General features: G+C 47.6%; 16 protein-coding genes and 1 pseudogene. 16 read left to right on the plus strand and 1 reads right to left on the minus strand.

What is annotated here, in order from left to right:
- Window positions 1-20 precede the first annotated feature (20 nt).
- The 15 genes and pseudogenes from eutM to AF333_RS13885 all read left to right on the plus strand — a co-directional run bounded on the left by eutM (window position 21) and on the right by AF333_RS13885 (window position 10710).
- Entirely contained in the window at window positions 21-314 is a 294-nt protein-coding gene (gene eutM / locus AF333_RS13820) for an ethanolamine utilization microcompartment protein EutM (RefSeq protein WP_021620662.1), read from the plus strand.
- The gene (locus AF333_RS13825; protein ID WP_043064077.1) at window positions 314-1045 is read left to right on the plus strand and encodes a hypothetical protein; all 732 of its coding nucleotides are present in this window, start codon (window positions 314-316) and stop codon (window positions 1043-1045) included. The genes eutM and AF333_RS13825 overlap by 1 nt, the downstream gene beginning before the upstream one ends.
- A gap of 7 nt (window positions 1046-1052) precedes the next feature.
- Window positions 1053-1325: a EutN/CcmL family microcompartment protein gene (locus tag AF333_RS13830; RefSeq protein ID WP_043064078.1), complete on the plus strand. Its 273-nt coding sequence runs from the start codon at window positions 1053-1055 to the stop codon at window positions 1323-1325.
- Window positions 1326-1330: 5 nt separating this feature from the next.
- Window positions 1331-1579, plus strand: a pseudogene (locus tag AF333_RS35225) (BMC domain-containing protein); the annotation flags it as partial.
- Window positions 1580-1837: 258 nt separating this feature from the next.
- Window positions 1838-3208, plus strand: coding sequence for an ethanolamine ammonia-lyase subunit EutB (locus tag AF333_RS13840; RefSeq protein ID WP_043064079.1), 1371 nt, complete (start codon window positions 1838-1840; stop codon window positions 3206-3208).
- Between the two features lie 4 nt (window positions 3209-3212).
- Complete coding sequence (gene eutC / locus AF333_RS13845; protein WP_043064080.1) at window positions 3213-4106, plus strand: ethanolamine ammonia-lyase subunit EutC; 894 nt, start codon at window positions 3213-3215, stop codon at window positions 4104-4106.
- Window positions 4107-4145: 39 nt separating this feature from the next.
- The gene (gene eutH / locus AF333_RS13850) at window positions 4146-5447 is read left to right on the plus strand and encodes an ethanolamine utilization protein EutH (protein ID WP_043064081.1); all 1302 of its coding nucleotides are present in this window, start codon (window positions 4146-4148) and stop codon (window positions 5445-5447) included.
- A 221-nt stretch (window positions 5448-5668) separates the two neighbouring features.
- A complete protein-coding gene (locus AF333_RS13855; RefSeq protein WP_043064082.1) occupies window positions 5669-6310 on the plus strand; it encodes a hypothetical protein in 642 nt (213 codons plus the stop codon).
- A 73-nt stretch (window positions 6311-6383) separates the two neighbouring features.
- Window positions 6384-7040: a reverse transcriptase-like protein gene (locus AF333_RS13860; RefSeq protein WP_043064083.1), complete on the plus strand. Its 657-nt coding sequence runs from the start codon at window positions 6384-6386 to the stop codon at window positions 7038-7040.
- Window positions 7041-7157: 117 nt separating this feature from the next.
- A complete protein-coding gene (locus tag AF333_RS13865; protein WP_043064084.1) occupies window positions 7158-8558 on the plus strand; it encodes an aspartate kinase in 1401 nt (466 codons plus the stop codon).
- 196 nt (window positions 8559-8754) lie between these two features.
- Entirely contained in the window at window positions 8755-8913 is a 159-nt protein-coding gene (locus tag AF333_RS35230) for a hypothetical protein (RefSeq protein ID WP_235496436.1), read from the plus strand.
- Between the two features lie 5 nt (window positions 8914-8918).
- On the plus strand, window positions 8919-9338 hold the full coding sequence (locus AF333_RS13870; protein ID WP_235496438.1) for a hypothetical protein: 420 nt from the start codon (window positions 8919-8921) through the stop codon (window positions 9336-9338).
- 67 nt (window positions 9339-9405) lie between these two features.
- Entirely contained in the window at window positions 9406-9630 is a 225-nt protein-coding gene (locus AF333_RS13875; protein WP_043064086.1) for a hypothetical protein, read from the plus strand.
- A gap of 218 nt (window positions 9631-9848) precedes the next feature.
- Entirely contained in the window at window positions 9849-10175 is a 327-nt protein-coding gene (locus AF333_RS13880; protein WP_043064087.1) for a hypothetical protein, read from the plus strand.
- A gap of 115 nt (window positions 10176-10290) precedes the next feature.
- A complete protein-coding gene (locus AF333_RS13885; protein ID WP_043064088.1) occupies window positions 10291-10710 on the plus strand; it encodes an acyl-CoA thioesterase in 420 nt (139 codons plus the stop codon).
- On the opposite strand, the gene AF333_RS13890 is transcribed toward AF333_RS13885, so the two are convergent.
- Window positions 10679-11188 (minus strand): YhcN/YlaJ family sporulation lipoprotein, encoded by a 510-nt coding sequence (locus AF333_RS13890; protein ID WP_043064089.1) that lies wholly within the window; start codon window positions 11186-11188, stop codon window positions 10679-10681. The genes AF333_RS13885 and AF333_RS13890 overlap by 32 nt on opposite strands.
- A gap of 150 nt (window positions 11189-11338) precedes the next feature.
- Here AF333_RS13890 and AF333_RS13895 point away from each other — a divergent pair, with 150 nt between their 5' ends.
- Window positions 11339-12106 (plus strand): DUF3050 domain-containing protein, encoded by a 768-nt coding sequence (locus tag AF333_RS13895; RefSeq protein WP_043064090.1) that lies wholly within the window; start codon window positions 11339-11341, stop codon window positions 12104-12106.
- Window positions 12107-12216 lie beyond the last annotated feature (110 nt).

Genomic DNA, 12216 nt, shown 5'->3' on the forward strand with positions numbered 1-12216 from the left:
AATTAAGGAGGAGAAAAAACATGGCAAGAGAATTAACAGCATTAGGTATGATTGAGACAAAAGGATTGGTTGCTTCCGTAGAGGCAGCAGATGCAATGGTGAAAGCGGCGAACGTTCATCTCGTAGGCAAAGTGCATGTTGGCGGTGGTTTGGTGACGGTACTAGTACGCGGTGATGTTGGCGCAGTAAAAGCGGCAACTGATGCTGGTGCAGCTGCAGCGCAGCGCGTAGGCGAGCTTCTGTCCGTACATGTCATTCCTCGCCCGCACAACGAGCTTGAAAGCATCTTACCGAAGCTTGAACCGCAACAATAATGACGTACGATACAGTCCTTATCGAGCGCATTGTGGCTGAGGTAATCGGCCGTCTACGTCCTGAAACGGAGCCGACTCGGCCGACTCGGCCTGGCCTGCTGCTCGTCTATCCGGGCGAATTCGAGTCGCAGGCGGTAGCTGTCGTCGAAAAAGAATTACAGGCAGGATGGAACGTCTATCATGCGCAGGTAGATGAGATGGAGCATGTCTCGCTTCATCGTGATGTGAAACGGTTAGTTTTTTTACAGACAGACCAGGATTTGCTAATGCGCGGGGCATTAGGTTTAACAGGAACTGTTGCAAGTCAATTGCTGGCGGAAGGGCTTTTGCGGGGAATCCCCGCCCTGCTCGTTCCGTGTTCATCGTTGAAGTGGTTGTTGGACGTAAGAGCAGGGGAAGCTGTACTGCCTCCGGCGGCTAAACGGTATCGTCAGCATATCCGGACGCATGCGGCAGAGCTTGGTACGTTCGGTGCAACCCTTGGTTCAATGGCCGATGTGCTGGCATTGGCTGACGCTTCCGTTGAGGAAGAGATTGCGGGAGCGGGTATAGAGGGACGTGCTCCTCGCCCTGAACGGGCAGCTGTATTTGAAGGAAAAGTATTGACACAAAACGATGTGCAGCAGGCGAAGGAGCGGGTATTGTATGTATCCCCTTCCACCGTGGTCACTCCGTTGGCCCGGGATGCAGCGCGGACAAACGGCGTGACCATTCAGGTAAACGAGAGGTGATCGCGTTATGCGCATCGGAACGATAATCGGTAATGTATGGGCGACACGCAAAGAAGATGGACTGACTGGATTAAAGTTTCTCTTTGTACAATTAGAAGATACGGGCGGCAAGCCGATCGATGCGCCGCTCATCGCTGCCGATCGTATTGGTGCCGGCATCGGTGACACTGTCATGGTGACGACGGGCAGTGCCGCCCGTTTCGCGATCCCGGAACGGGATGTGCCGGTGGATGCGGTAATAATCGGTATTGTAGACTCAATTGATGTGGAAAGTAGGTGAAAACCATGGCAAAGGCACTTGGCATGATAGAGACAAGAGGATTAATCGGATCGATTGAAGCGGCAGATGCGATGGTAAAGGCAGCCGATGTACGGTTGATATCACAGGAGAAAGTAGATGCTGCATTAGTGACCATATTTGTTGAAGGAGATGTCGGCGCTGTACAGGCAGCCCTTGAGGCGGGAAGAGCGGCCGCAGAGCGTGTCGGCGAACTCGTTTCAAGTCATTTCATTCCCCGACCGGATGACGAGGTACATCATATTCTAAAAAAGCCTGAACCGGTGGCTTCGTCCTCGCCTGTCCAAGGTACGGCGAAAACGGGCACCGGTACGGGAAATAAGCGCAGGAAGGAAACGAAAGAAACAACCATTCCGCCACAGGATACGGCCGCACAGGCAGGACCGGAACCGGGAGCTTTGGAAGAGGGGGAGCCTAACGAATCCGACGGAGGACAGGATGTTGATAAACGCCGCAAGCGGTAGCTTGCGGCAGAATGAAAGGAGGGATAAAGAATGAAGCTTTCATGCGTTATAAAAGGTAATTCCTATTCATTCACATCGGTTAAAGACGTGCTAGCGAAGGCAAGTGAAGAGAAGTCGGGCGATCAGATGGCGCGTGTCGCGGCACAATCTTCGCTTGAGCGTATGGCGGCAAAAGTCGTGCTCAGCGAGTTTACGCTTGCGGATATATATGAGAACCCGGTCATTCCGTATGAAGAGGATGAAGTAACTCGAATCATTTATGACGGAATCAATCTTTCCATTTATAATGAAATAAAAAATTGGAGCATTGGTGAACTCCGCAATTACATATTATCTCATCGAACAGGTCCTCATGAACTTACCCGGATTGGCCGTGGTCTTACGAGCGAGATGATAGCGGCTGTAGCCAAGCTGATGTCAAGCATGGATTTGGTCATAGCTTCCCAAAAAATACGTCCTACTGCGCATTGTAATACACGCATCGGAGAGAAGGGGAGACTGGCGTTTCGTTGCCAACCGAATCACCCTACTGATGATCCAGAGGGGATTCTCTTTTCTATGAAAGAAGGGTTATCTTACGGGGCGGGTGACGCTGTTATCGGTATCAATCCAAACGTCGATACAGTAGAATCTGTCTCACGTCTGTTGCACATGTCGCACGATTTCATGATGAAGTGGGAGATCCCTACACAAAATTGCGTACTTGCGCATATCACGACCCAGATGCAGGCGCTGGAAAGAGGGGCACCGATTGCGCTGATGTTTCAAAGTCTGGCTGGAACACAGAAAGCAAATGATGCATTCGGTGTGAACGGAGATATGCTTGATGAAGCTTTGCTCATGATGATGCGCCAGGGTACTTCAGCGGGGCCAAATGTGATGTATTTTGAGACGGGCCAGGGATCGGAAGTATCGCTTGACGCAGATATCGGTGTGGATATGCAGACGTTGGAAGCGCGTACATACGGATACGCGCGTCAATGGAAACCCTTCATGGTCAATAATGTCTCAGGCTTTATCGGACCAGAGACGCTCTATGACGGTCGTCAGATGATACGCGCCGATTTGGAAGATTTGTTCATGGGTAAGCTTCATGGCCTACCGATGGGAATTGCCCCTACGTATACGAATCATATGTATGCTGACCAGAATGATCAGGAGATTGCAGGCATGCTGACTGCGCTGGCAGGAGCAAACTTCTATATGGGTGTACCAGGCGGCGACGATGTTATGCTAAATTACCAAGATACAAGCTATCATGACGACGCCAGTTTGCGCGAGATGCTAGGATTGCGTCCTCTTCAAGAATTCGAAAAGTGGATGGAAAAAATGGGACTTATGGAAGAAGGGCGATTGACGGAACGTGCGGGTGACCTTTCGATTTTTGAGGAAGTGAGGTGAGAAGATGAACCAGGAAAAAATCGAGCAGGTGGTTGAGCAGGTGCTGCGTGAGTTGACCCGGAAGCTGGAGGCTTCGCGTGTGGAAGAGATGCAAACGGAAGAGGGTCCCCTGCAAAGGAAAGAGAAGGATGTGATTCTTTTTTCAGAGGAGAAGGAGATGGGAGTAGAGCGTCCGCATCATCTGCAGGCGATTGAAAGGGCCCAACAAGTCACTCCGGCCCGGATCGGCATTGGGCGTGCCGGTACACGCATGCGAACGCGCAGCTATCTACAGTTTCGTATTGATCATGCGGCAGCGCAGGATGCGGTGATGAAGGACGTATCGGAAGAACTCGTCGAGTCGCTAGGCTTGCCGGTATTAAGAACACAGGCCGAGGATATGACGACCTATCTTATGGATTTAGATAAGGGACGCAAATTATCGGAGAAGTCAGTTCATTGGCTTTCTGAACACGGGGAAAAAAAGAAGAACGTGCAGATTCTTGTTTGTGATGGGCTCAGTTCGTCTGCCGTGGAAGCAAATATCCGGGATATACTCCCCTCACTTGAACAAGGTCTTAAGCTAAAAAACCTTAGCGTAGCCCGCCCGCTATTCGTTAAACGCTCCCGCGTCTGGGTGCAAGACCATATTGCATCCATTGTGGATTGTGATGTCGTACTCTCGCTTATTGGAGAGAGGCCCGGTCTTGCCACATCTGAAAGTCTGAGCGCGTACATGGTATATCGACCAGGGGCGCACACAGTAGAGGCCGATCGGACCGTAATTTCCAATATTCATAAAGGCGGCTTTCCTCCAGTGGAGGCAGGCGCATATTTGGCCGATTTAATCGGAGATATTATACAGCATGAGGCCAGCGGAGTCAGTTATATGAGAAAGAAAAATAATCAGAATAATTAATCAATGCTGGAATTATTTTTCATATAAGGAGGGCTGGATTTGGCACAAATCGGGAATTACGTAATTTATATTATGATGATAGCGGCAGTGGCGGGAGCTATTGCGGCGATTCGTGACAGCGAAAAAGGATTGGGCCGCGAGTTTATGGAAGGATTGCATTCCGTCGGGTACATTTTCGTTCCTGCTGCAGGGATTATGGCCTCGATTCCCTACCTTTCGCAGCTAATCCAAACGGTGTTTGGGCCTTTATTTCATGCGATGGGTGCTGATCCGGCCATTGCGGCCACTTCAATTATTGCCATGGACATGGGCGGCTATCAGCTGGCGGAGAAGCTGGCCCAGACAAAAGAGGGCTGGATTATGGCCACGATGACAGGCTATATGGCAGGCGCCACCATTGTATTCTCTATTCCGATGGGACTGGCCATGCTGGAGAAGCGCGATTACAAATATATGGCGCTTGGCGTTATGTCCGGTATCTTAACTGTGCCGATTGGTGTATTCATTGCCAGTATTCTGATGGTTCTCTCCGATGCAAAAATACGCGAAGTCATTGCCACGAACGGAGAGGCGACATATCAGCTTGCACTAAGCTTCGGTCAGATTATGACAAACTTGTCTCCGCTCGTAATTCTCGTAGTGCTTATTGCGCTCGGCCTGCGCTTCTTCCCGAATACAATGATTCGGGGATTTATTTGGTTCGGTCGAGGGATCGACGCGTTTATTAAGCTCGTACTCGTCGCCTCGATTGTCGAGTATTTTACGGGTTTTTTCAGTATGATTTTCGGGGGATGGGGATTCGATCCCATTATTGCTGATGAAGCGAATCCTGTCCGTGGTCTTGAAACAGCAGGGTTTATCGGTATTATGCTGGCGGGCGCGTTTCCATTCGTTTATCTCGTCCGTAAATATCTGGCAAGGCCCTTGGAAGCCGTCGGTGGCAAACTTGGCTTGAGTCCAGTTGGCAGCGCAGGATTTCTTGCCACGATTGCTAACATCCTAGCGATGTTCCGTCTGGTAAAAACGATGCCGCCCAAAGACAAGGTGATTAATATTTCCTTTGCGGTCTGCGCGGCTTTCCTGCTTGGTGATCACCTTTCATTTACTGCTAATTTTCAGCCAACAATGATTTTGCCTATCATTATCGGTAAGCTGAGTGGCGGTTTGATTGCTGTTGGGCTGGCTTATTGGCTGTCCGTACCAAAAGCTCGCGAGCTGGAGCTGCAGGACCGTGCAGCCGGAATTATCGCGGAGGACGAATATCTCGATCCGAGCCAAAAAGTGAATGTTCCGCTTGAAGGCGATGAGCAGCCGTATGATCCAAAGCTAAGCGGCCTATAAAGTTAAACAACATATACGTAATCCGCGTTCAATCAGCAGGCGGCTCTGTTACGGAGATGCTTGCTGATTTTGCTGTTTTAAGCAAAGTCAACAACAGAGCATAAGATTTTCTATGAAATTACCTGAGCTTTCATTTGAAACAGCGGCGCAGAAAATGGTAAAATGCATTGTGAGTTAAATTTGGGCGAGCTTTCATGGCAGCACTCCTAGGAGGTTTATGGATGGAAATAACCGTCAAAGTAAACAGATATGTGGATTCATTAAAAGAAGTTACATATTATCTCGTATCAGTTAACGCGAGAGAAGGGCTTCTCCGCAACGATACTATTGATAAAGTACTCGGTACGAGCTATCGAGACATTGCGCTTGAGCATGGCGGCTTTATTGAGAACGGAAATGAAGTATATTTTAAAAGCCGTGAAGAAGCAGAAGAGATGTGCGGTATTCTGAAAGAAATGCTACAGGCACGCTATAATCAGACAATGGATACGGAATTGGCAGAGAACTACGTAGAGTGGGAAGTGCTCGAAGCAGGAGAAGGCATTGCTGTTATTGCAAAGGACTTTCCGGATCAAGACGATAGACCGGTCATGGTTGTCATGAGTGATGATGTATACTTACTGCAGGTACCGGGCACAGAGGGTGCATATACGAATCTGTCCGGCTATCATGAGAACGAAGAACAGTATAAGGCGCAAGGGGACACCCTAAAGCATAAAGTAATGTCACTGACCGAAAAAGAGATTATACGCGTAGAAGAGGACGCTGACGAGATTTTGACATGGGATACGCTTGAAGAAATTTCCGAGGTTTATAAACGCTTTAATAATACTCGCAAACAATCTCTACGCTACGTAAAATAAGGCAAACGGAAAATCCCGTCGATATAGGCGGGATTTTTCTACATCTATTCTTTGCGTACAGGAGGCAGAAGTGATGAAGGTCAGCATAACATGGGAGTATAAAGCGCAAAATAGCAAAGTTCGTACGACGTTTACTTCTCAACTGATGGCGGGTACGGAAGCGATCCAACTGGCCAAAGACATAGAGAAAACCGGACGAGTGCAAAGCCTTGTTTTCCATGATGAAGAAGGCGAGCCCTGGACGAAAAAAGAGCTGGATAAGCTGCTGAAAGAAGTCGAGACCGAGCCTCACAATCTCCTCGTGTATTTTGACGGAGGTTATAATAAAGAGCACCGTGTAGCTGGTCTTGGTGCGGTCATTTACTTCGAGCAGAACGGTAAGTCATATCGCATCCGCAAAAACGAGGTGGCCGAGGCGATCGATTCAAACAACGATGCGGAATATGCGGCATTCTGGCTTGCGCTGCGCGAACTGGAAGCACTCGGAACGCACCATCTGCCAGTAGTGTTCCGTGGCGATTCGCAGGTGGTACTAAACCAATTGGGTGGCGAGTGGCCGGTATTTGAGGATCGGGAGAACCGCTGGGTAGACAGAATCGAAGCGAAGCTTACAGAACTCGGGCTTAAACCGCATTATGAACCCATTGGACGCGCGGAGAATAAGGAAGCGGATATGCTGGCCACACAGGCGCTTAATGGAGAAGTGATTTTTAGCCACAAGCAATTGTAAGAGTAAAAAGCGACAGGGTATTTTCTTTTTTGTCGCAAAAGTATAATATATGAGTATTCGGAAAATAGACAAAGACATAAGGCACAGCCTTGAAATACAGAAGTGGGGGACAGAGAGATGAAAGTAGCAAAATTCGGAGGAACATCCCTGGCCAGTGCGGCACAAATCAAAAAAGTATGCGATATCGTACTTGCCGATGCCAAACGAAAAGTTGTTGTCGTATCTGCTCCAGGTAAGCGGGACAAAAACGATACGAAGGTGACGGATTTATTGATTGCACTCGCCGAGCGGTATCTGGCAGAAGGGGAAGCGGAAGCAGAACTGGCTGCTGTCGTAGCCCGTTACCGTGACATCGCGGAGGGACTTGCATTATCGGAAGAGATTGTGCAACTAATCGAGGCGGATCTGCGAGAGCGCCTTGCCCTTGATAGAAGTAAACCGGAGATGTTCATGGATGCGATAAAAGCGAGCGGAGAAGACAACAATGCGAAAGTAGTAGCGCGCTATCTGCAGAGCAAAGGTGTTCATGCAAGCTATGTCAATCCGAGAGAGGCGGGTCTTTTTGTAAGTGAAGAACATGGAAATGCCCAAGTGCTTGCCGAATCATATGAGAATTTAAAGGCGTTGCGTGATAAGGCAGGAATTCAGATTTTCCCGGGCTTCTTTGGATACTCACCGTCCGGTGAACTGGTGACATTCTCGCGCGGTGGTTCTGATATTACCGGATCGATTCTGGCAGCGGCAGTGAAGGCAGATTTGTATGAGAACTTTACCGATGTCGATTCGGTATTCTCGGCTAATCCGAATATTGTACCAGAGCCACAGCCGATTCAGAAACTCACCTACCGTGAGATGCGAGAGCTATCGTACGCCGGTTTCTCCGTTTTCCATGATGAAGCGCTCATTCCGGCATTCCGCGCCGGTATCCCTGTCTGCATTAAGAATACGAACAATCCGGCTGCACCGGGTACAATGATCGTATTTGAGCGGGAAGGCAATGGTAATCCCGTGGTAGGTATCGCAAGTGACGGTGGATTCTGCAGCATTTATGTAAGCAAATACTTGATGAACCGTGAAATTGGTTTCGGACGTCGTCTGCTTCATATTCTTGAAGATGAAGAGTTATCATATGAGCACATTCCGTCCGGTATCGACGACATTTCTGTTATTCTGAAAGACGATAAAATCGACGATGAGGTAGAGCGACGCATTACAGAACGTGTTCGTACAGAGCTTGCGGTCGATGATATCGTATTCGAACGCGACATGTCAATGATTATGCTTGTGGGTGAAGGGATGCGTCACAATGTTGGTACGACAGCCCGGGCAGCGGGTGCATTGGCGCGAGCCCAGGTCAATATTGAGATGATTAACCAGGGATCGTCAGAGGTCAGCATGATGTTCGGCGTCAAAGCGGTGGATGAGGAAAAAGCTGTGCGTGCTATCTATGAAGAGTTCTTTAACAAAAATGCCGCAAGCGAAACGGCAACAGCAGAAGAGGCGATAAGCTACCGCTAATACAGAGGAGAATCCGTACGATTGACCGCTTTGTTTGTACAGCGAATAAAGTAAAACTTCCATCAATGAGGGATTTCTTCATCCCCCATTGATGGTTCGTTGCACCGAAATAAATAGACCGTAAAAAAGGAAAAGGAGGAAGCGAGGAGCCGGAAATCGCGCCGTATGAGGTGCAGGCTCTGCCGCGTACGCGCTCATGTATATGGTGATTTACGATGCAATGACAGATTTTGGTTTTTTGTACAAAAAAGTCGAAGCGTTCGATATGCTCGATGAAGCCAAAGTATTTGCGTCTGAAAAGAAAAAAGAAGGGGCGCAAAACATAAAAATCGTGCAGGAAGTAATAAACCTGTGATGCATTTGAAACGGAAGCAATCTCATAGATGGATGTGGCTTGTGCCGCTTCTCCTATGTACCGCTCTGATTGCTGGATGCGGAGATAAGCAGGAGACGCTTCTGTATGTCGGTCAGTCGGATAACTGGAAAGCTTTACTGACAGTTATCCATACAGCAGATGGAAAAGAGGAGCAGCAAGTATTGCGTCTCTCCTATAAGTCGGCTGATATCGATTCTGTCTATAATGTGCGTTATCGTCTTGCAGGGCTTGCTCAAGAAGTAAGTGGAAGCGAAGACGACATGAACAATAAAAGCAGCATCATCCATCGTACAAGCTGTACCGGATGTGAGCAAAGACGAGAGGACAGCACGTTTACGGTAACCGTAGACTGGAGTCCCAACCGCAACGAAACGTTCCCGGTTACGTTTGTACGTAAAGAATAAAGGAGCCCTTCCTTCGCATATTTTGTTCCTGAGCGGACAAAATAAATGTGAAGGAGGGGCTTTTTTTATGATTCAAGTAAAGCTACAGCCTGCTTGCTCCAGCATCATGTATTTTGATGCTGTTAAGGGAGGGCGTACTTCGTTCTCCCTGGAGAGTGATGTACTTATTGGCCAACTCTCCAGGGAAGAGTTTACATCATTTCTCAAGGATAACAATTTAGTTCCTTACCATGATGCATTAAAAAGCTACGAGAGCGGCGAAATCGTCGGGCGTTTCGAGAGCGTAGAATGATGCGCTGCCAGCTTGCAGTTTTTGTTAGAGCCCTTTATAGGGCTTTTTTTGTCGTAACATAAGCAGGAAAGCCCTTTATAACTTTTTTACAGTGTAAAAAGTTGTGGAAAAATAGGTTTACTATCATATATTATGGTCTTAAGGGATTAATTATCTATTGCGGTTGGGTAAAAAGATGGTACGAAGCAGAGAACAGGCAGAGAGCGAGGGAAAACGTTGTGACGTCCAGTTACATTGATTTTTTTACGGACCGTCGCGGAAAAGTAGTTACGTGCATGGTCAATACATACTTAAATGACGAAAAACATTATGCTGTTAGAATTGAACTGGGCAAGGAGTATGTAGTACAACCGCTGAATGCGTTAAAGAAAAAGCATCGGGACCGCCGCTGTATCGTTATAGGGTTCATTCAGGACGACACTGGTGTACCGATCGATGCCCGCGTTAAATTTCTCGATACGAATCGTACGGGACGGGTTAGCATTCGCGATTTGATAGCTTCATCAGAAGAAAAAAACGAAGAAGAAAATGATGAAAGCTTTTGACCGGAGATTCCGGTCAAAAGCTTTTTATTTATGGATAAGAAGTCGGAGAAGGAGAGATGCTGCCAGGCATCGAAAAAGAAACAGAGATAAAAAATAGAATAAAGGGGAGAATTTCATGTATACAACTGTCATTCAGCCCCGTATGTCTGAGACAAATGGTACGGGACATATTAGCAATACAACACTGCCCGTATGGTTTGAAGCGGCACGGGAGCCGATTTATTGCCTGTTCAATCCGACAGGAGATATGCGCACATTTCCTTTGATTATCGTGAGCATGAATGTTGACTTTCTTCGCCAAATTTATTTTGGCAGGGAGGTGGAGGTGCGCACCTGGGTGGAGCATATTGGAAATAGTAGCTTTACCCTTTATGAAGAACTATATCAAGAAGGACAATTATGTGCCAAAGGCAGGGCAACTTATGTTTATTTCGACTATGAAAATCAAAAATCGCAGCAAATTTCACAAGAAGTGCGCAGGGAATTGGAAGTACACCGACTGCCTACGATAGTGGAGGAGTCATCTCGCGGATAATCGCACGTATATTGCGTTCAAATGTTTCAATGTGGTGTCCATTCCGTAGCTGATTACGGAGAATATGAATGCGTTGATAGAGATGGCGATTGGAAGTAACATGGATGATATAGCCAGGCATGCGAAGGGAGAGAGCTGTTTTTACATCTTGTTGAATGATATTGCGTCCGCGGGTATAGTTGGACAGACGCAATCCGACGAGTGCTTCTTTGTCATGAATAAGAACGGAGGCGCCAGCAACGCCCAGAATATCAAGGGCGATCTCTTCCAGTGTGGTTTCCATGTCAGCATGCATGATTTCATCCTCATCTAAAGAGGATGCCGTAACATAAGTAGAGGTGGAAGGCGATGCAGAAAAACGTAGGTTTTGATATTCTAACGGATAAGAATCCTTCTGCTTCGGAACACAAGAAACAGCAATAAGAGAGAGCGAGATACCCGCCAAGACAATTAGTGTATATTTTTCTTTGTTGTTCATAATTCTCACCTCATCTTCAGTGTATCCGTTCTGTAAGGTGTCTAATCATTCACGGATGAATATGATTTCTCGCTTGTACAAACCGGAAAGTGAATATACACTAAGGAACGTGGGTATAAGATAACGAGACTGACAGCGTGGGGGGAAATTATGCATTCTACAGCGTTACAAACACTTGAAGCGGTGCGCGATGAATTGCTTGCGCATCCTATGTACGCACAGATGACGACGCCGGAGAGAGTAAGGGTGCTCATGAAGCACCATGTATTTGCAGTATGGGACTTTATGACATTATTAAAACGGCTACAGCGGGAAGTCACTTCAGTAGATGTACCGTGGATGCCGAATGAGACGCCGAAGTATACGCGCTTCATCAATGAAATTGTACTGGCAGAGGAATCTGATGAAGATGGACGTGGCGGATATGCAAGCCATTTCCAACTTTATTTGGAAGCGATGGAGGAAGTGGGAGCGGATAGAGTGCCGATTTGCGCATTTTTGGACCAGCTCCGAAATGGGGAGGATTATGTAGAAGCGTTGGATCAAGATGTGATCCCGGTTTCAGTGCGTGAGTTTGTTGCATATAACATATATACGGCGATGAATGGAAAGGTGCATGAGGTGGCTGCTGCCTTTTTCTATGGTCGTGAGGGTTTAATCCCTGATATGTTTGAGCTGCTAGTGGATGCGCTTGAGAAGAAGGGTGCTACCAATGAGCGTCTTGATTATTACTTACGCCGTCACATTGAGCTTGATGGAGATGATCATGGTCCGCTGGCACAGAAGCTATTGGAAAGTTTGTGTGGTCAGGATGAAAAGAAGACGGAAGATGCGCTGGAAGTTGCCCGTCGTTCACTTCTCATGCGAGGTAGACTGTGGGATGGTGTGCTCGCAGAAATCAGAAAAAAAGGTTTATAGCAGAAAAAGAACCGGGTTGTCCATTTAGGGTGACCCGGTTTTCGGTTTACAGCAGAAGATATTGCCGAATATTTGCAGATGAGCCGACACAGCGTGGAATGCCTGCTGAA

Origin of the sequence: Aneurinibacillus migulanus (assembly GCF_001274715.1) — a bacterium.
GTDB lineage: Bacteria > Bacillota > Bacilli > Aneurinibacillales > Aneurinibacillaceae > Aneurinibacillus > Aneurinibacillus migulanus.

What these genes read in the sequence shown, in the direction of transcription:
- eutC (WP_043064080.1), top strand. Translation starts at nt 3,213, where the DNA reads ATGAACCAGGAAAAAATCGAGCAGGTGGTTGAGCAGGTGCTGCGTGAG.
- AF333_RS13840 (WP_043064079.1), top strand. Translation starts at nt 1,838, where the DNA reads ATGAAGCTTTCATGCGTTATAAAAGGTAATTCCTATTCATTCACATCG.
- AF333_RS13865 (WP_043064084.1), top strand. Translation starts at nt 7,158, where the DNA reads ATGAAAGTAGCAAAATTCGGAGGAACATCCCTGGCCAGTGCGGCACAA.
- AF333_RS13890 (WP_043064089.1), bottom strand. Translation starts at nt 11,188, where the DNA reads ATGAACAACAAAGAAAAATATACACTAATTGTCTTGGCGGGTATCTCG.
- AF333_RS13895 (WP_043064090.1), top strand. Translation starts at nt 11,339, where the DNA reads ATGCATTCTACAGCGTTACAAACACTTGAAGCGGTGCGCGATGAATTG.
- eutM (WP_021620662.1), top strand. Translation starts at nt 21, where the DNA reads ATGGCAAGAGAATTAACAGCATTAGGTATGATTGAGACAAAAGGATTG.
- AF333_RS13875 (WP_043064086.1), top strand. Translation starts at nt 9,406, where the DNA reads ATGATTCAAGTAAAGCTACAGCCTGCTTGCTCCAGCATCATGTATTTT.
- AF333_RS35230 (WP_235496436.1), top strand. Translation starts at nt 8,755, where the DNA reads ATGTATATGGTGATTTACGATGCAATGACAGATTTTGGTTTTTTGTAC.
- AF333_RS13885 (WP_043064088.1), top strand. Translation starts at nt 10,291, where the DNA reads ATGTATACAACTGTCATTCAGCCCCGTATGTCTGAGACAAATGGTACG.
- AF333_RS13860 (WP_043064083.1), top strand. Translation starts at nt 6,384, where the DNA reads ATGAAGGTCAGCATAACATGGGAGTATAAAGCGCAAAATAGCAAAGTT.
- AF333_RS13830 (WP_043064078.1), top strand. Translation starts at nt 1,053, where the DNA reads ATGCGCATCGGAACGATAATCGGTAATGTATGGGCGACACGCAAAGAA.
- AF333_RS13855 (WP_043064082.1), top strand. Translation starts at nt 5,669, where the DNA reads ATGGAAATAACCGTCAAAGTAAACAGATATGTGGATTCATTAAAAGAA.
- AF333_RS13825 (WP_043064077.1), top strand. Translation starts at nt 314, where the DNA reads ATGACGTACGATACAGTCCTTATCGAGCGCATTGTGGCTGAGGTAATC.